The following is a 17,852-nucleotide window of genomic DNA, read 5'->3' as shown; positions in this document are numbered from 1 at the left end:
GCATTCTACAGCTTGGCCGTCACCCACGCCAGCACACTGCCCAGTGCCGCGGGCAGATTCGCCGGTTCGGTGCCGCCCGCCATGGCCATGTCCGGCTTGCCCCCGCCTTTGCCACCGACTTGGGCGGCCACGAAGTTGACCAGTTCACCGGCCTTGACTTTGCCCACGCTGTTCGAGGTGACGCCGGCCGCGATCTGCACCTTGTCGCCCTCTACCGCCGCCAGCACGATCACGGCGGTCTTGAGCTTGTCCTTTAGCTTGTCCATCGTGTCGCGCAGGGTCTTGGTGTCGGCCCCTTCGAGCATGGCGACCAACACCTTGACACCATTCACTTCGACCGCCTGACTCACCAGTTCATCGCCCTGCGCGGACGCCAGTTTGCCCTTGAGCGCGGCGATTTCCTTCTCGAGTGCGCGGGCGTGATCCAGCACCTGAGCAATGCGCTCATTGATCTCCACCACCGGCGCCTTGAGGGTGTCGGCAGCTTTGGTCACCGTGTCTTCCAGATCCTGCAGATAGGTCAGCGCATTCTGGCCGGTGACGGCCTCGATACGGCGCACGCCGGAAGCGACACCGCTTTCCGCCACCACCTTGAACAGGCCGATGTCTCCGGTGCGGGCAACATGGGTGCCACCGCACAGTTCCCGGCTGGCGCCAATGTCGAGCACACGCACCGTCTCGCCGTATTTTTCGCCGAACAGCATCATGGCGCCGGTCGCCTGGGCCGACTCGATGTCCATCACGCGGGCCTGCGTCTCGGCGTTCGTCAGAATTTCGGCATTGACGCGGGCCTCAATCTCGCGAATCTGCAGGTCGGTCACCGGGGCGTTGTGGGCAAAGTCAAAGCGGGTGCGCTCGGCATTCACCAGGCTGCCCTTTTGCTGCACATGCTCACCCAGCACTTCGCGCAGGGTCTTGTGCATCAAATGGGTCACGCTGTGGTTGCGCTCGGTGGCGGCACGCCGCGCCGCGTCGACATGAGCCGTCACCGCATCGCCCACCTTGAGCGCTCCGGTCTTCAGCGTTCCATGGTGGCCAAACACATCGGCCTTGATTTTTTGCGTATCGCCGACTTCAAACATGGCGTTGTCGCAGAAGATGGCGCCCTCGTCGCCCACCTGCCCGCCGCTCTCGCTGTAGAACGGCGTGGCATCCAGCACCACAACCCCGTTCTGGCCGGCTTTTAGCTCGGTAGCCGGCGTTCCATCAACGTAGAGCGCTACAACTTTTGCAGCTTGCGTCAGACTGTCATAGCCGACGAAGTCATTGCTATCGCCCACATACTCCAGTGCGCGGTCCATCTTGAATTTGCCCGCAGCACGGCCCTGGGCCTTCTGCTTTTCCATGGCGGCGTGGAAGCCCGCCTCGTCCACACTGAGGCCACGTTCGCGGCAAACATCGGCCGACAGATCCAGTGGAAAACCAAAAGTGTCATGCAGCTTGAAGGCCACTTCACCAGGCAACACGTTGACGTCGCCTTCGAGCGCGGCGTCCAGAATCTGCATGCCGTTTTCCAGCGTCTCAAAGAAACGCTCTTCTTCGGCGTTCAGCACGGCAACGATGCGTTGCTCTTCCGACTTGAGCTTGGGGTAAGCCTCGCCCATCAGGGCCACCAGATCGGGCACCAGTTTGTGAAAAAACGGGGTTTTCTTGTCCAGCTTGTAGCCGTGGCGAATGGCACGGCGGATGATGCGGCGCTGCACATAACCACGTCCTTCATTGGAGGGGATCACACCGTCGCTCACCAGAAACGCCGTGGCGCGGATGTGGTCGGCAATCACGCGCAGACTCTTGTTGCCCAGATCGGCACAACCGGTCTCGCGCGCCGCAGCCTTGATCAGCGCGTCAAAAATATCGATTTCGTAGTTGCTGTGCACATGCTGCAAAATCGCCGCCAGCCGCTCCAGGCCCATGCCGGTGTCCACGCACGGTGCAGGCAGTTTGACCAGGCTGCCGTCGGGCTGCATGTCGAACTGCATGAAGACGTGGTTCCAGATTTCGATGAAGCGGTCGCCATCTTCGCCGGGGCTGCCCGGGGGGCCGCCAGGAATGTGGGCGCCGTGGTCGTAAAAAATCTCCGAACAGGGGCCGCAGGGGCCGGTGTCGGCCATCATCCAGAAATTGTCGGAAGCGTACTTCTTGCCCTTGTTGTCGCCGATACGGATCACGCGGTCTTCGGGCAGGCCAATCTCCTTCGTCCAGATGTCGTACGCCTCCTGATCGTCGATGTAGACCGTGACCAGCAGTTTCTCTGCGGGAAGTCCGTAGACCTGGGTCAGCAGCTCCCAGCCCCATTTGAGCGAGTCGCGCTTGAAGTAGTCACCAAAGCTCCAGTTGCCCAGCATCTCGAAGAAAGTGTGGTGGCGCGCCGTGTAGCCCACATTCTCCAGGTCATTGTGCTTGCCACCCGCCCGCAGGCAGGCCTGCACGGAGGCCGCGCGCACGTAAGATCGTTTGTCGGTGCCGAGGAACACATCCTTGAACTGCACCATGCCCGAGTTGGTAAACATCAGCGTCGGGTCGTTGCCAGGCACCAGCGGGCTGGAAGGGACCACGGTGTGGCCCTTGGACTCGAAGAAATCAAGGAATATCTTGCGGATATCGGCGACGGTGACGGTGGGGACGGCAGTGGTGGATGAGCTCATGCGCTCAATTATAGATTTCGCAAAGCTAGCGATTGCGATTGCGACTGCTGCGGGACTGTTCCTTTGCAAGCTCAATGAATTCGGTCACGACCGGGCGACTGCGGGAACCGCGCCGCCACACCAGGCCGACATCGATACTGGGCACAGCCTCGCGCAGAGTGCGTACTTCAATGTGATCGGCATCCAGCGTCCAGGGGCGATACAGGAAATCAGGCAAGACGGTGATGCCCGCGCCAATGCCGACCAGGGATCGAACCGCTTCCAGCGACGACGTGCGCATCATCACCTGCGGGTGCATGCCATGCCGCGACCACACCGCACTGAGCACGCTCTCCACGCGATCCGCCTCCAGGACAACGAGGGGATGCGCTGCACACTCCGCCAGAGTCAACTCCGGACGCTCGGCCAGCGGGTGACTGGAGGCCAGCCAGACCCGGTTGGGGGAACTGGTCAACTCCTCCACCACAAGCGCCTGTGGATCACCCAGCGCATTGGAGACCATGATCGCCAGATCAACCTCGCCGTTGATCAGCAGATGCTCCAGAAACTGGGGGGAATCCTCCACTACCGAAACATTGACCGAAGGGTGCGAACGTTGAAAGCGCGCGAAAAGATCAGCCAGGTAGTAGCCGGCAACCAGGCTGGTCACGCCGATGGTCAGGTTGCCGCTCAGGGTTTCAAGCCGGCCGCGCGACAACTGCCCTGCTTCTGCCACCGCAGCGATCACTTTGTGCGCACTCGCCTGAAATCGATGCCCTTCCTGCGTCAGCACCATTCCTCTGGAAGTACGCTCAAACAGACGCACCCCCAGCGACTCCTCCAGTTCCTGAACACTCTTGGTCACCGCTGACTGGGCGATATTGATCATGCGCGCGGCCGCCGCCACAGAGGCCGTTTCGGAGACGGCGAGGAAATAACGGAACTGCTTGAGCGTGATTTGGCGTTGCATGGCCGGAAAACGGTATTTGTTATCTGAAAATATAGGGGTTTACCCCAGATATCTGTTTTTTAGATAGATGGGGCTTCGAATATTGAACTTCACAGGGTCTACTGTCAAGGCTACATTCACGCTGCTTTAAGCATCTGGCGAAAGGCCCAGCCCAGCTGGAGAACGAACAACCTGAATGGAGTGCATCAATGAAATTCCTGAAATACGCAGCGGTCGCCATGGGTGTCATGGCGATGGGTAGCGCCAGCCTGGCTCAACAGGCCTTGCAGAAAATTGGCAAGGGCGAAGGCCAGGTGGATATCGTGGCCTGGGCGGGCTACATCGAGCGTGGGGCGACCGACAAGAACTTTGACTGGGTCACCGGCTTCGAAAAGGCCACCGGCTGCAAGGTCAATGTCAAGACAGCGGGCACCTCGGACGAGATGGTGGCGCTGATGAATGAAGGGGGCTTTGACCTGGTGACCGCGTCTGGCGACGCCAGCACCCGCCTGATTCGGGGCAAGAAAGTGCAGCCCATCAATGTGAGCCTGATTCCAAGCTACAAGAACGTCGACCCCCGGCTGCAAAAGGCCCCGTGGCACTATGAAGGCAATAACCACTATGGCGTGCCCTACCAGTGGGGCTGGAACGTCCTGATGTACAACACCAAGGTCTTCGGCGACAAGAAACCCACCAGCTGGAGCGTCGTTTTTGAAGAGCAGACCCTGCCTGACGGAAAGAGCAACAAGGGCCGCGTTCAGGCGTTTGACGGGCCCATTTACATCGCCGACGCAGCGCTCTATCTGATGAAGAAAAATCCGGCATTGGGCATCAAGGATCCCTACGAGCTCAATGAAGCGCAGTACAAGGCCGCGCTGGACCTTCTGCGCGGCCAGCGCAAGATTGTTGGCAAGTACTGGCACGATGCCTTTGTGCAGATCGACGACTTCACCAATGAGGGTGTGGTTGCTTCAGGCAGCTGGCAGTTCCAGGCCAACATCCTGGCATCCAAGAAAGCCCCGATCGCGACCGTCGTGCCGGTGGAAGGTGCCAGCGGCTGGGCTGACTCCACCATGATGCATGCGGAAGCCAAACACCCCAACTGCGCCTATATGTGGATGGAGCACTCGCTCAACCCCAAGCTGCAGGGTGATTTGTCGGCGTGGTTTGGCTCGGTTCCCGCAGTGCCAGCCGCCTGCAAGGGCAACAAACTGCTGGGCGACGATGGTTGCGACCGCCAGGGCTACAAGGATTTTGAGCGCATTTCCTTCTGGAAAACGCCCACCACCCAATGCAAGACACAAAACAACCAGTGCATTCCTTATCACAAGTGGGCCTCTGATTACATTGGCGTCCTGGGCGGCAGGTAGTCGACTTCAGGCTGATTCACCGGTGGTGAGTCAGCCTGTTTCAACCGCGCTTCAGCCGGGTTCGACGCGCGGTTCGTGATCTTGTGTTCAATTTACTGAGAGAGTCTGAGTGTGATGATTGCCGCTGTCAGTTTGCGCGAAGTGTCGTGCGTGTTTCGATCTACGGGCAAATCAGTTCACGCGGTTGACCGCGTCAATCTGGAGGTTCGACCCGGTGAGTTTTTCACGCTGCTGGGCCCGTCGGGATCGGGAAAGACCACCTGCCTTCGCATGATCGGCGGATTCACCTTGCCCACCAGCGGCAGCATCGCCATACACGGTGCCGATGTAAGTCAGCAACCGCCCTATGCACGCCCGGTCAACACCGTGTTCCAGGACTATGCGCTGTTTCCCCACATGTCGGTTCTTGAGAATGTGGCGTACAGCCTGATGGTGCGGGGCGTGGACCGCAGCACCCGTGAGCGCCGCGCCCAGGCGCTGCTGGAGACCGTGCAGTTGGCCGAGGTGGGGCAGCGCAAGCCCATGGAGCTGTCGGGCGGACAGCGCCAGCGCGTGGCCCTGGCCCGCGCCCTGATCAGCGAGCCCAAGGTTCTGCTGCTCGATGAGCCACTGGGCGCGCTGGATCTGAAGCTGCGCGAGCAGATGCAGAGCGAACTCAAGAGTCTGCAGCGCAAGTTGGGGATTACCTTCATCTTTGTCACGCACGACCAGCATGAAGCGCTGTCCATGAGCGACCGCATCGGCGTGTTCAACAAAGGCCGCCTGGAGCAGGTCGCCACGCCATCCGATCTGTACAACCGGCCGACCACCCGTTTCGTCGCCGAGTTCGTCGGCACGGCCAACGTCTTGCATGGCCAGGACGCCATGCTGTTCGGACGCAGCCCGGCCATCATGATTCGCCCCGAGCAGATCAAATTGGAGCTGGGATCCGAACCATCCAGCCCCTCAGCAGTTCGTACCCGGGGTCTGGTGCAGGAGGTGCAGTTTTTCGGCTCGTTCTGGCGGGTGAGTGTGCTGCGCCCGGACAGTGCCGAACCCCTGCTGGTGGACGTGCCAGTCCATGCCGCGGCCGACGCCCCATCTACCGGCGATACGGCCTATCTTTACTGGTGTGATGCCGCAGTGCAACCGATCGAAGACAAGGCCACTGCCGCCGGCACGGTTGCAGCATGACACCGGATCAGAATGCCCTGACCATGCCTTCGGGCCTGGTCAACCGTGTGTCCACCCTGCTGTACACGCGCCGCGGCTTGCTGCTGACCCTGCTCTTGCTGCCACCCCTGCTGTGGTTCGGCGTCATCTACCTGGGATCGTTGTTCAGCCTGCTGGCCAACAGTTTCTTTCGGCTGGATGATTTCACGGGCCAGGTGGTTCGCGAAGTGGGACTGGGCAATTTTGCCGAGATTTTCACACCCACCAATCTGGATGTCGCCTTGCGCAGCACCGTCATGGCCATCCTCGTCACGCTGGCCTGTTCCGTGATCGGATTCCCGATTGCCTATTACATGGCGCGCCACGCGCGTGGTTCCCAGAAAGCCCTGCTCTATGTGGCCGTGATGCTGCCACTGTGGTCAAGCTACCTGGTTCGTCTGTATGCCTGGAAGCTGCTGCTGGCCAAGGAAGGTGCCATCTCGTGGCTGCTGCACAGCATGAACCTGCACTGGATGCTGGACGGCCTTCTGAGCCTCCCCGTGGTGGGCGGGAGTTCCATGAGTTTCTCGCCGCTGGGCACCTTTGTCGTTTTTGTCTACATGTGGCTTCCCTTCATGATTTTGCCGATTCAGGCGGCCATTGAACGCATTCCAGGCTCCTACCTGGAGGCCTCAGCCGACCTTGGCGCGACCCCCGCCCAAACCTTCCGTCGGGTCATTCTTCCGCTGGCCATGCCGGGAATTGCCGCTGGCTCCATCTTTTCGTTTTCGCTGACGCTGGGCGACTACATCATTCCGCAGGTCATCGGCAACTCCACGCTGTACATCGGGCAGGTGGTCTACCGGCAACAGGGCGTGGCGGGCAACCTGCCGTTTGCGGCCGCATTCTCGCTGGTACCCATCGTCATCATTGGTGTCTACCTGTGGTTTGCCAAACGCAAGGGTGCCTTCGATGCGCTCTGAGATCAGCATGAAATCATCACGCCCCACGCGCGGCGCCACCCTGGGCCTGAAAATCGCCGTCTGGTTCGGCGTGCTGTTCCTGCACATACCGCTGGCGCTCATCGTCCTTTATGCATTCAGCAGCGAAGACAAAAGTTACGTCTTTCCGCCGCCGGGACTGACGACACAATGGTTCGCCGTGACACTGGATCGCACCGATGTCTGGGATGCCATGGCCCTGTCATTCAAGGTGGCCCTGTGGTCCACAGGCATTGCGATGGTGCTGGGAACGCTGGCGGCGGGAGCGCTGGCGCGCACCCAATTTTTCGGCCGCGAGGCCATCAATCTGCTGCTCATTTTGCCGATCGCCCTGCCCGGGGTCATCACGGGAATTTCCTTGAGATCCGCATTTCACACGATGGACATCCCCTTCAGTTTCTGGACCATCGTCATTGGCCATGCCACGTTCTGCGTTGTGGTGGTCTACAACAATGTGGTGGCACGGCTGCGTCGCATCAGTCCGTCCCTGCTGGAAGCCTCCATGGACCTTGGCGCCAATGCGTTTCAGACCTTTCGCTACGTACTCCTGCCGCAACTCGGGTCCGCCCTGCTGGCCGGGGGCCTGCTGGCGTTCGCGCTGAGCTTCGACGAGGTGATCGTCACCACCTTCACGGCAGGACAACAGACCACCCTGCCCATCTGGATGTTTCAGGAACTGATTCGCCCACGCCAGCGCCCCGTCACCAATGTGGTGGCCGTGATCATGATCTCACTGACCTTTATCCCCATCGTGGCAGCCTACTGGCTGACCCGCTCTGACGAGGACAGCCTCAACCGCTGATCCTGCTGCACAGAAATACTCTTCTTTGTTCAAACCCGCGACCAGGAATCAACACCATGGCACACCCTATCGACGTCAACATCCAGTTTCCGACCGAACTTCTGATTGACCAGCAACTGGTCAAGGGCGAGGGACCGGATGAACCCATTCTCAACCCGGCCACCGGCGAACTCCTGTGCGTGGTCCCGGAAGCCTCCCATGAGCAGGTGAACCGTGCGGTATCGGCCGCCAACCGGGCCTTTGGCGCATGGTCTCAGACGACACCGGGCGAGCGAGCCGGCCTGCTGCTCAAACTGGCGGATGCGATTGAGTCCAATGCCGAACAATTTGCCAGGCTCGAATCCCTCAATTGCGGCAAGCCTTTTGCACGCGCCCTGGGCGATGAGATTCCGGCCATTGCGGACTGCTTTCGCTACTTCGCAGGGGCGGCCCGCTGCATGACCGGCTCCATTGCCGGGGAGTATCTGAGTGGACACACCAGCATGATCCGCCGCGATCCGATCGGCGTCATCGCCTCCATTGCCCCCTGGAACTATCCCCTGATGATGGCCGCATGGAAGACGGCGCCGGCACTGGCGGCCGGCAACACCGTGGTGCTCAAGCCCAGCGAGCAGACGCCGCTGACAGCATTGCTGTTTGCCCGCCTTGCGGCCGACATTTTGCCCAAGGGCGTTCTCAACGTGGTGTGTGGCCGCGGCACCAGCGTGGGGCAACCGCTCGTCGAGCATCCACAGGTCCGCATGGTGTCCGTTACCGGTGACGTGGCCACCGGACGCAAGATCCTTCAAGCCGCCTCCGGCACGCTCAAGCGCACCCACCTCGAACTGGGAGGCAAAGCCCCCGTCATTGTGTTTGACGATGCCAACCTGGAGGAACTTGTCGCCGGCGTGCGTACCTTTGGCTACTACAACGCAGGGCAGGACTGCACGGCGGCTTGCCGCATCTATGCCGGTCCCAAGATCTACGAGAAGCTGGTGGCAGACCTGACATCGGCGGTGTCCAGCATCAAGATGGGCAGTCAGGATGAAGAAAACGTCGAACTCGGGCCCCTGATCTCGGACCGTCAGCGCAACCGTGTCGCGAGCTTTGTGGAACGCGCCCAGATGGCGGGACACATGGAAGTCACCACCGGCGGCAAACTGCGTCCGGGGCCGGGCTTCTTTTATGAGCCCACCGTGATAGCCGGTGCGCGCCAGGACGATGAAATCGTGCAACGCGAAGTGTTCGGGCCGGTCGTTTCGGTGACCCGGTTTACGGATGCCGACCAAGTCATCGGCTGGGCCAATGACTCCGAATACGGGCTGGCATCCAGCGTCTGGACCCAGGATGTGGGTCGCGCCATGCGGGTGGCCAAGCAGCTGCAATATGGATGCACCTGGATCAACACGCATTTCATGCTGGTCAATGAGATGCCCCACGGCGGACTGAAGTCATCCGGCTATGGGAAGGACATGTCGATGTACGCACTGGAAGACTATTCCGTCGCGCGGCACGTGATGATCAAGCTCTAAGCGCTGCGCTGACGCTCAAGAAAGGAAAAAACCGCAGGGTCATCGCAAAACGCCACGTTGAATCTGATCCAGGAGCTGGGCTGCAGGTCCGGACTGAACAGATGGCCGGGCCCAAGCAGAATATCCTGCTCGGCCGCCTTGTAGGCCAGCTCGGCAGCGTTGGGCATGTCAGGGTGCCTCGCCCACAGAAAAATACCGGCTTTAGGTTCCGAAAAAATCTCAAACCCGATCTTCAGCAAGCCGGAAGCGGCCGCCTCGTGGGCCTTCGCCAGGCGCTCGCGCAGGCCCTTGATGTACTTTCGCCAGCGGCCATCGATCAGGGCACCATGGGCCAGACGCTCGCTGAATTCGGAAGATGTCAGGCCCGAAATCATCTTCAGTTGGGCCAGATCCTCCAGCAAATCCGGATTCGCAGCCAGATACCCGACCCGGATGTTGGGCGAGATCGTCTTGGAAAAACTGCTGATGTAGATCACCCGGTTCAACTGGTCCAGGCTCGCCAGCGAGGGTCTTGGCTCGGGATCCAGGTCGGCGTAGATGTCGTTTTCCACCACCAGAAAATCATGCTTGTCGGCCAATTGCATGACGCGGTGCAGATGCGCCAGTTGGGCCACGGACCCGGTCGGGCTCTGCAGGCGTGGCTGGGTGAAGAAGACCTTGGGCTGGTGCTCGACAACCAGTCGCTCCAGCGCCACCAGGTCATACCCCGCCGGGGTACGTGGCACCCCGATCAGGCGCGCGCCCAAGAACCGCAGTGAGAAAAGCAGATTGGGGTAGCCGGGGTCATCCACCAGCACCGCATCGCCGGGCCGTACCAGCCGCCGAGCGACCAGGTCCATCGCCTGACTCGATCCATGCGTGAGCAGGACTTGCTCCGCCGTGACCGAAATTTCCTGTTCGGCGAGCAGATCGCGAACCAGCTGGCGCAGTGGTGGGTAGCCCTTGGGCTCACCGTAGCCCCCTAAATCCACGTCCTCAGCGGCCAGGCTGCGCAGGCTGCGGCGCACACCGTCCTGAAACAACCAGTCACCTGGCAACCAGCCGCAACCGGGCTTCATGCGCAGGGCACGGTTCTCAAAAATTCGGCGCAGGTACCACATCGAATCAAAGCTGAAGTTGGGCCCATGGCCCGGCAGCTCGGTCACGGACGTAGGCCGCTGTTTCACGAAGAAACCTGAGTGCGGTCGTGAGGCGAAAAAACCCTGAGCGACCAGCCGGTCATAAGCGTCCACCACGGTGAACACACTCACGTTGTGGGCATGCGCGAACTGCCGGATCGACGGCGCCTTCGAGCCGGGCCGAAGCGAACCCGCCTCAATCGCCGTGCGAAAGCCCGCCACGATTTGCAGCACCAGCGGCGTCGAACTTTGCGGATTGAGCGTGAACATGAAGGCGTATTAGGGTTTGTATGTACAGGCAAGTATGGCGACACAGTACATCATCAAAAAACACTCAACTGTATATGGTAGTTGTGCGGGATCGCTTCTACAGTCACCCCCACTTAATGAACGACCAACCTCGCAGGAGTGATATGCAGCACCAAACCGAACAGACCAACGCCGCCCTGATGGCACGCCGGCGGGCCGCCATTCCCCGTGGTGTGGGCCAGAGCCATGAAGTCTTCATTGCGCGCGGCGTCAATGCTGAAGTGTGGGATGTGGAGGGCAAGCGCTACATTGACTTTGCCGGTGGCATTGCCGTACTCAACACCGGCCACTGCCGTCCCGAGATCATGCAGGCGGTCAAGGAACAAATTGACCTGTACACCCATACATGTTTTCAGGTTCTTGCCTATGAGCCCTACGTGGAACTGGCTGAGCGCATCAACGCGCTGGCGCCGGGCAACTTTGCCAAAAAGACCATGTTCTTGACCACCGGCGCGGAAGCGGTTGAAAACGCGATCAAGATTGCCCGTTCCTATACAAAACGCAGCGCCGTCATTGCATTCACCAGTGGCTACCATGGCCGTACCCTGCTGACCTTGGGGCTGACCGGCAAGGTGGCACCCTACAAGACCGGCTTCGGCCCGTTCCCGGCAGAAATATTCCATGCCCAGTTTCCCAATGCAGCGCAGGGCATAAGCAGCGATGACGCGATCGCCTCGGTGGAGTCCATCCTGAAGAATGACGTCGAAGCCAGTCGGGTGGCCGCCATCATTGTGGAGCCGGTGCAGGGAGAAGGCGGCTTCAATGTGGCGCCCTTTGACTTCCTGCAGCGCCTGCGGGCCCTGTGCGACCAGCACGGCATTTTGATGATTGCCGACGAGATTCAAACCGGTGCCGGGCGCACCGGCACCTGGTTTGCCATGGAGCAAAGCGGCGTCGCCCCCGACATGATCCATGGCCAAATCGATGGCGGGCGGTTACCCGCTGTCAGGCGTGGTGGGCCGCGCTGAAGTCATGGACGCCCCCGCGGCAGGCGGCCTGGGCGGCACCTATGCGGGCAGCCCGATTGCCTGCGCCGCCGCGCTGGCAGTGCTCGATGTTTTTGCCAAAGAAAATCTGCTTGAGCGCAGCCGCAAGTTGGGCGCGCACCTGATGAACCGCCTGCAAGCCATGGCCGGCAAGTACGCGTGCATTGCCGACGTGCGCGGCATGGGTGCCATGGTGGCGATTGAACTGTGCAAGGATGGGGACGCTCAAATACCCAACGCCGAGATGGCCAAGGCGCTGGCGGCTGAGGCCACCCAACGCGGCCTGATCCTGCTGACCTGCGGCACCTATGGCAACGTGGTGCGCATCCTGGTGCCCCTGACCGCCAGCGATGCCATCGTGGATGAAGGTCTGGCCATCATGGAGGCCAGTCTGGCGGCGGTGCAATGAGCACGCCCGCTTGTTGCGGCCTATGATTGTTCGCTCAATTTCCTGATACTCGATCGACCCAATAAAGGCTGTTGAAAACGATGTCCATCAACGACGAACTCGTCAAGTTTTCGGGAGTGCAAAAAACCTACGATGGCAGCACCCTGGTGGTGCACGACCTGAATCTTGAGATTCAAAGTGGCGAGTTCTTGTCGCTGCTGGGTCCCTCGGGTTCGGGTAAGACCACCACGCTGATGATGCTGGCCGGCTTTGAGTCACCGACTTCAGGTGAGATTTTCCTCAAAGGCAAGTCCATCACCAAGACACCCCCGCACAAGCGCAACTTTGGTATGGTGTTCCAGAACTACGCACTGTTCCCGCACATGACCATTGCCGACAACGTGGCCTATCCGCTGACGGTGCGCAAATTTGGCAAGTCCGAGCGTGAAGCCAAAGTGCTGCGTGCTTTGGCGATGGTCCAGATGGACAAGTTCGGCTCGCGCTATCCGGGCCAACTCTCGGGTGGTCAGCAGCAGCGTGTAGCGCTAGCGCGCGCGCTGGTGTTTGACCCGCAACTGGTGCTGATGGACGAGCCCCTGGGTGCGCTGGACAAGCAGTTGCGCGAGCACATGCAGCTTGAGCTTAAGGAAATCCACCGCAAGCTCGGCTTGACCTTCGTCTACGTCACGCACGACCAGTCCGAGGCGCTCACCATGTCGGACCGGGTGGCTGTTTTCAACGATGGCGTCATTCAGCAAATTGACGGGGTCACGCAGCTATATGAAACGCCGGCCAACCGTTTTGTCGCGGGCTTTGTGGGCGACAACACGGTCTTCCAGGGCAAGGTGTCCGGTGCCGATGGCGCGCATTGCACGGTGCAACTGCCCTGCGGCAGCCGCTTGAGCGGCGTCAACGTGAACGCCGCCACGCCAGGGCAGACCGTGCAGGCCTGCATTCGCCCCGAGCGCATCTGCCCGCAATTGGGCAGCGACCAGCCTGCGGCCAATGGGCTGCGGGCGACCATCAATGATGTGATCTATCTGGGTGACCACCTGCGCCTGCGCTGCACGGTGGCCAATCAGGCGCACGCCACCGTCAAGATCGCGCTGTCCAGCCAGACCATGCCCCAGCCGGGCGATGCGATCTGGCTGCAACTGCCCCAAGAGCATTTGCGGGTCTATGTTTGAGCCGCATGCATTTTCAACCTGCTTTCAGAACCCTAAGGAGATCATTCATGAACCTCAAACCGCTTGTGGCCGCCTGTGCCGCTTTTGTTGCGCTGGCCAGCCTGGCTGAAACTCAGATCACGGTGGTCAATTTTGGTGGCGCCAATGGCGACGCCCAGAAGAAAGCCTACTTTGCGCCTTATGAAAAAGCCACCGGCAACAAGATTGTCGGCGTGGCCTACAACGGCGAGCAGGCCAAGATCAAGGCCATGGTCGAGGCCAAAAATGTGACCTGGGACGTGGTCGAGGTTGAAAGCCCCGACGTCGCCCGGGGTTGCGACGAAGGCCTGTTCGAGAAACTCGATTACAGCAAGATCGGCAACAAGGCCGACTTCACACCGGCTGCCATTCATGAGTGCGGCATAGGCACCTTTGTCTGGTCAACGGTCATGGCCTACAACGCCGACAAGCTCAAAACAGCCCCGACCACCTGGGCTGATTTCTGGGATGTGAAGAAATTCCCCGGCAAACGCGCCATGCGCAAGGGTGCGCGCTACAACATCGAATTTGCCCTGATGGCCGATGGCGTGGCGGTGGCCGACGTGTACAAGGTGCTCAAGACCAAAGAAGGTGCTGACCGCGCTTTCAAGAAGCTCACCGAGCTCAAACCCAACATCCAGTGGTGGGAAGCGGGCGCCCAGCCGCCCCAGTTTCTGGTCGCCGGTGACGTCGTCATGACCACCGCCTACAACGGCCGCATTGATGCCGCCCAGCGCGAAGGCAAAAACTTGCAGATCACCTGGACCGGCGGCATTTATGACCTCGACTACTGGGTCATGCCCAAAGGCGCACCCAACAAGGAAGCGGCCCTGAAGTTCATCGCCATGGCCAGCAGCCCCGACGCCCAGGCCGAGTACGCCAGGAACATCTCCTACGGCCCGACCAACACCAAGGCACTGGCCAAACTCGACGCCAAGGTATTGGGACAGCTGCCCACCGCGCCAGCGAACGCCAAAACGGCATTGCAGTTCAATGTGAGCTTCTGGGCTGATCAGGGTGAGGCGCTGGAGAAACGCTTTACCGCCTGGGCAGCGCAGTAAGTGCGAGTTGGAGAGATGGTCATGACCGCCACTGTGATTCCCGGCAACCTGGCGAGCCAACTGCGACGCTCGGAGCGGCGCAAAAAGGCCTTTGCCATCTCTCTGACGCTGCCACTGCTGGTTTTTCTGCTGGCGATCTTCATCGTGCCCATTGGCGCGCTGCTGGTGCGCGCGGTTGAAAACCCGGAGGTGGCCAGCACGCTGCGTCACACGGTGGCCGTGCTGGACCAATGGGATCGCACCAGCGCCCCGCCTGACGAGGCTTATGCCGCGCTGATCACCGATTTTTCGGCCATTGCCGAACAATCCGAGATTGGCGCTCTGGCGCGGCGGCTTAACAGCGACATCAGCGGTGCCCGGTCTTTGGTCATGAGCACCTACCGCGCGTTGCCTTTTGAGAAAAATTTGAGCCCGGCACAAACGCGCGAGCGCATGCTGGCGCTCGACCCGCGCTGGCAGGAACTGGGCTATTGGCAGGCCATTGCCAAGAATGGCTCGCGCTGGACGCCCGACTATCTGCTCACCACGGTCGATTTGAAGCGCGATGTGCAGGGCAATATCACCCGGGTGGATGCCGACTCGGCCGCATTCTTCAAAATCCTGCTGCGCACCTTTGAAATCAGTGCCGTGGTGACGCTGTTTTGCCTGCTGCTGGGTTATCCGCTGGCCTACTGGTTGTCGACCCTGTCGCCGCGCCAGGCCAATGTTCTGATGATTCTGGTGCTGGTGCCGTTCTGGACCTCGGTGCTGGTGCGCTCGGCGGCCTGGATTGTGCTGCTGCAGACCAACGGCCTGGTCAACCGCTCGCTGATGGAACTGGGCCTTGTCGGCGAGCCGCTGCCCCTTCTGTTCAACAGGCTGGGCGTCATTATTGCGATGGTGCACATCCTGCTGCCCTTCATGATATTGCCGCTGTACAGCGTGATGAAGTCGGTGCCCCCGACCTATCTGCGCGCAGCGGTCTCGCTGGGCAGCTCGCCGCTGGCGGCGTTCTTCCGGGTCTACATGCCGCAAACCTACCCCGGCATGGGTGCGGGCGGGTTGCTGGTCTTTATTTTGAGCATCGGCTACTACGTGACGCCTGCCCTGCTGGGCGGTGCGGATGACCAGATGCTGAGCTACTACATTGCCCAGTACACCAACGTCACGGTCAATTGGGGTATGGCCTGCGCCCTCGGCGCCGTGCTGCTGACGGCCACGCTGGTGCTGTATGCGCTGTACCGGCGCCTGGTCAAATCCGAACTTAGCCTGGGCTAGCCTCATGTCACTGCCTGCCCGTCCCGTGTTTCCGGCTTACGCCACCTTACTCGACAAGACCGGCTGGTACGCCCTGCGCGGCCTGGGGGTGCTGGTGTTGCTGTTCTTGTTGCTGCCGATTCTGGTCATCATCCCCTTGTCCTTCAGCGACAGCACGTTTTTGTCTTACCCCGTGCCAGGCTGGTCGCTGCGCTGGTACGACAACCTGTTTTCATCGGCTGAATGGGCGCGCGCCACCCGCAACAGCTTCATCGTCGCGCCGCTGGCGACCGTGCTGGCGACCGTGCTGGGCACCATGGCGGCGGTCGGCCTGGCACGGGTCAACTTCTTTGGCAAAGGCGTGCTGATGAGTTTGCTGATTGCGCCGATGGTGGTGCCGGTGGTGGTGGTGGCGGTCAGCACCTACCTGTTTTTCGCGCGTATCGGGCTCAATGACACTTATCTGGGCCTGGTGCTGGTGCACGCGGCTCTGGGGGCGCCGTTTGTGCTGACCACGGTGCTGGCCACCCTGCAGAACTTCAACAACAACCTGATCCGTGCATCCCTGAGCTTGGGGGCGGGCCCGCTCACCACATTTTTCCGCGTCACGCTGCCCATCATTGCGCCGGGTGTCATCTCGGGCGCCCTGTTTGCGTTTGCCACCTCGTTTGACGAGGTCGTGGTCACGCTCTTTATTGCCGGGCCGAGCCAGGTCACGTTGCCGCGCCAGATGTTCACCGGCATTCGTGAAAACATCAACCCCACCATTGCGGCGGTTGCGACCCTGCTGATCATCTTCACCACCACGCTGATGCTGGGGCTGGAGTGGCTGCGCGGGCGGCGGCGCTGAGGCGCTCCAATCACTTTGATTGCTATCGTTTTTATAGCTACTTACGCATATTCCATAAGGGCTAGAGCCTTATTTTCTATATATTTCTGATCATTTGAAATCAAAAGAGTCAACGATCGTTCCCATGACCTCCGCAACGCCTAAAAATCAGCCCCTGTCAGGCAACGCCATGCCGCGCTTTGGCGGCATAGCCAGCATGCTGCGCCTGCCACTGGCCAATTCGCCCGAGGGCCTGGACGCGGCTTTCATCGGCGTGCCGCTCGACATCGGCACCTCGCACCGCCCCGGCGCGCGTTTCGGCCCGCGCCAGATTCGCGCCGAGTCCGCCCTGATACGTCCCTACAACATGGCGACCGGCGCCGCCCCCTTCGACACCCTGCAAGTGGCCGATCTGGGCGATGTGCCGATCAACACCTACTCACTGCAAAAATCGCTACCAATCATCACCGGCTTTTACCAGCAGGTGTTGAACGCGGACTGCATCCCGCTGACGCTGGGTGGCGACCACACCATCGCCCTGCCGATCCTGCGTGCCATTGCGGCCAGGCATGGCCCGGTGGCGCTGGTGCACGTCGACGCCCATGCCGACGTCAACGACGACATGTTTGGCGAGCGCATAGCGCACGGCACGCCGTTTCGCCGCGCCGTCGAAGAAAACCTGCTGGCCTGCGACAAGGTGTTCCAGATCGGCTTGCGTGGCACCGGCTATGCGTCCGACGACTTTGACTGGCCCCGCGCCCAGGGCTTCACCATCGTGCAGGCCCATGAAGTCTGGTACCAGTCGCTGGCGCCCACCATGGCCCGGGTGCGCGAGCGGATCGGCAACACACCGTGCTACCTGAGCTTTGACATTGATGGCATCGACCCGGCATTCGCCGGCGGCACCGGCACCCCGGAAATCGGCGGCTTGACCGTCCCGCAGGCCCTTGAAATCATCCGGGGCTGCCACGGGCTGAACATCGTCGGCGGCGATCTGGTTGAGATCGCACCACCGTACGATCTGTCGGGCAACACTGCCCTGCTCGGGGCCAACCTGCTTTATGAGATGCTATGCGTGCTGCCCGGCGTCAAACGACGCTAGCCACAGAACGTATCATCAAGTCTTAACTCTCCCACTGACCGCCATGGACATGAAAACCTCCCCCCTCTCGCTTCTCAAAGATCCCACCCTGCTGAAAACCGATGCATTGATCAACGGTCAGTGGGTCAAGGGATCCAGCCGCTTTGACATTCTGGATCCGTCCAACGGCAACAAGCTGGCGGATGTGGCCAACCTGGGCCCGGCAGATGCCGAGGCGGCCATCGCCGCCG

13 protein-coding genes and 2 pseudogenes are annotated in these 17,852 nt (G+C 60.7%); 12 read left to right on the top strand and 3 right to left on the bottom strand.

Annotated features, from left to right (window positions below; all coding sequences use genetic code 11):
• Window positions 1-5: 5 nt before the first annotated feature.
• Together alaS and Q7T10_RS03905 are read right to left on the bottom strand one after the other, a co-directional pair.
• Window positions 6-2,645 (bottom strand): alanine--tRNA ligase, encoded by a 2,640-nt coding sequence (gene alaS / locus Q7T10_RS03910; RefSeq protein ID WP_304746138.1) that lies wholly within the window; start codon window positions 2,643-2,645, stop codon window positions 6-8.
• Window positions 2,646-2,670: 25 nt separating this feature from the next.
• Entirely contained in the window at window positions 2,671-3,594 is a 924-nt protein-coding gene (locus tag Q7T10_RS03905) for a LysR family transcriptional regulator (RefSeq protein WP_304746136.1), read from the bottom strand.
• 188 nt (window positions 3,595-3,782) lie between these two features.
• On the opposite strand from Q7T10_RS03905, the gene Q7T10_RS03900 reads away from it, so the two are divergent.
• The 5 genes from Q7T10_RS03900 to Q7T10_RS03880 all read left to right on the top strand — a co-directional run bounded on the left by Q7T10_RS03900 (window position 3,783) and on the right by Q7T10_RS03880 (window position 9,388).
• Window positions 3,783-4,943, top strand: coding sequence for an ABC transporter substrate-binding protein (locus tag Q7T10_RS03900; RefSeq protein ID WP_304746134.1), 1,161 nt, complete (start codon window positions 3,783-3,785; stop codon window positions 4,941-4,943).
• A gap of 114 nt (window positions 4,944-5,057) precedes the next feature.
• Window positions 5,058-6,116: an ABC transporter ATP-binding protein gene (locus Q7T10_RS03895; RefSeq protein ID WP_304746177.1), complete on the top strand. Its 1,059-nt coding sequence runs from the start codon at window positions 5,058-5,060 to the stop codon at window positions 6,114-6,116.
• The gene (locus Q7T10_RS03890; protein ID WP_304746132.1) at window positions 6,113-7,057 is read left to right on the top strand and encodes an ABC transporter permease; all 945 of its coding nucleotides are present in this window, start codon (window positions 6,113-6,115) and stop codon (window positions 7,055-7,057) included. Before Q7T10_RS03895 ends, Q7T10_RS03890 begins: the two co-directional genes overlap by 4 nt.
• 7 nt (window positions 7,058-7,064) lie before the next feature.
• Window positions 7,065-7,877: an ABC transporter permease gene (locus Q7T10_RS03885; RefSeq protein WP_304746130.1), complete on the top strand. Its 813-nt coding sequence runs from the start codon at window positions 7,065-7,067 to the stop codon at window positions 7,875-7,877.
• Window positions 7,878-7,933: 56 nt separating this feature from the next.
• Window positions 7,934-9,388, top strand: coding sequence for a gamma-aminobutyraldehyde dehydrogenase (locus Q7T10_RS03880; protein WP_304746128.1), 1,455 nt, complete (start codon window positions 7,934-7,936; stop codon window positions 9,386-9,388).
• Here the strand turns inward: Q7T10_RS03880 and Q7T10_RS03875 are convergent.
• Complete coding sequence (locus Q7T10_RS03875; RefSeq protein WP_304746126.1) at window positions 9,385-10,776, bottom strand: PLP-dependent aminotransferase family protein; 1,392 nt, start codon at window positions 10,774-10,776, stop codon at window positions 9,385-9,387. The genes Q7T10_RS03880 and Q7T10_RS03875 overlap by 4 nt on opposite strands.
• Window positions 10,777-10,919: 143 nt before the next feature.
• Between Q7T10_RS03875 and gabT the strand changes: the two are divergent.
• The 7 genes and pseudogenes from gabT to Q7T10_RS03840 form a co-directional block, all read left to right on the top strand.
• A pseudogene (gabT, locus tag Q7T10_RS03870) lies at window positions 10,920-12,210 on the top strand (4-aminobutyrate--2-oxoglutarate transaminase).
• Between the two features lie 80 nt (window positions 12,211-12,290).
• Entirely contained in the window at window positions 12,291-13,376 is a 1,086-nt protein-coding gene (locus Q7T10_RS03865; protein WP_304746124.1) for an ABC transporter ATP-binding protein, read from the top strand.
• Window positions 13,377-13,423: 47 nt separating this feature from the next.
• On the top strand, window positions 13,424-14,455 hold the full coding sequence (locus Q7T10_RS03860; protein WP_304746122.1) for an ABC transporter substrate-binding protein: 1,032 nt from the start codon (window positions 13,424-13,426) through the stop codon (window positions 14,453-14,455).
• A gap of 21 nt (window positions 14,456-14,476) precedes the next feature.
• Window positions 14,477-15,712 carry an ABC transporter permease gene (locus tag Q7T10_RS03855; protein WP_370653724.1) on the top strand — a complete coding sequence of 412 codons (1,236 nt, stop codon included), beginning with the start codon at window positions 14,477-14,479 and terminating at the stop codon, window positions 15,710-15,712.
• 4 nt (window positions 15,713-15,716) lie between these two features.
• Window positions 15,717-16,541 carry an ABC transporter permease gene (locus Q7T10_RS03850; RefSeq protein WP_304746117.1) on the top strand — a complete coding sequence of 275 codons (825 nt, stop codon included), beginning with the start codon at window positions 15,717-15,719 and terminating at the stop codon, window positions 16,539-16,541.
• A gap of 124 nt (window positions 16,542-16,665) precedes the next feature.
• Window positions 16,666-17,622 (top strand): agmatinase, encoded by a 957-nt coding sequence (gene speB, locus Q7T10_RS03845; RefSeq protein ID WP_304746115.1) that lies wholly within the window; start codon window positions 16,666-16,668, stop codon window positions 17,620-17,622.
• A gap of 43 nt (window positions 17,623-17,665) precedes the next feature.
• Window positions 17,666-17,852: pseudogene (locus Q7T10_RS03840) on the top strand (succinate-semialdehyde dehydrogenase (NADP(+))); the annotation flags it as partial.

Origin of the sequence: Rhodoferax sp. (genome assembly GCF_030646845.1) — a bacterium.
In the GTDB taxonomy this organism is placed as follows: domain Bacteria; phylum Pseudomonadota; class Gammaproteobacteria; order Burkholderiales; family Burkholderiaceae_C; genus Rhodoferax.
This window is presented reverse-complemented; position numbering and strand designations above follow the sequence as displayed.

Excerpts from the sequence above, each read along its gene's own strand:
- alaS (WP_304746138.1), bottom strand. The coding sequence starts at position 2,645 with ATGAGCTCATCCACCACTGCCGTCCCCACCGTCACCGTCGCCGATATC.
- Q7T10_RS03905 (WP_304746136.1), bottom strand. The coding sequence starts at position 3,594 with ATGCAACGCCAAATCACGCTCAAGCAGTTCCGTTATTTCCTCGCCGTC.
- Q7T10_RS03900 (WP_304746134.1), top strand. The coding sequence starts at position 3,783 with ATGAAATTCCTGAAATACGCAGCGGTCGCCATGGGTGTCATGGCGATG.
- Q7T10_RS03895 (WP_304746177.1), top strand. The coding sequence starts at position 5,058 with ATGATTGCCGCTGTCAGTTTGCGCGAAGTGTCGTGCGTGTTTCGATCT.
- Q7T10_RS03890 (WP_304746132.1), top strand. The coding sequence starts at position 6,113 with ATGACACCGGATCAGAATGCCCTGACCATGCCTTCGGGCCTGGTCAAC.
- Q7T10_RS03885 (WP_304746130.1), top strand. The coding sequence starts at position 7,065 with ATGAAATCATCACGCCCCACGCGCGGCGCCACCCTGGGCCTGAAAATC.
- Q7T10_RS03880 (WP_304746128.1), top strand. The coding sequence starts at position 7,934 with ATGGCACACCCTATCGACGTCAACATCCAGTTTCCGACCGAACTTCTG.
- Q7T10_RS03875 (WP_304746126.1), bottom strand. The coding sequence starts at position 10,776 with ATGTTCACGCTCAATCCGCAAAGTTCGACGCCGCTGGTGCTGCAAATC.
- Q7T10_RS03865 (WP_304746124.1), top strand. The coding sequence starts at position 12,291 with ATGTCCATCAACGACGAACTCGTCAAGTTTTCGGGAGTGCAAAAAACC.
- Q7T10_RS03860 (WP_304746122.1), top strand. The coding sequence starts at position 13,424 with ATGAACCTCAAACCGCTTGTGGCCGCCTGTGCCGCTTTTGTTGCGCTG.
- Q7T10_RS03855 (WP_370653724.1), top strand. The coding sequence starts at position 14,477 with ATGACCGCCACTGTGATTCCCGGCAACCTGGCGAGCCAACTGCGACGC.
- Q7T10_RS03850 (WP_304746117.1), top strand. The coding sequence starts at position 15,717 with ATGTCACTGCCTGCCCGTCCCGTGTTTCCGGCTTACGCCACCTTACTC.
- speB (WP_304746115.1), top strand. The coding sequence starts at position 16,666 with ATGACCTCCGCAACGCCTAAAAATCAGCCCCTGTCAGGCAACGCCATG.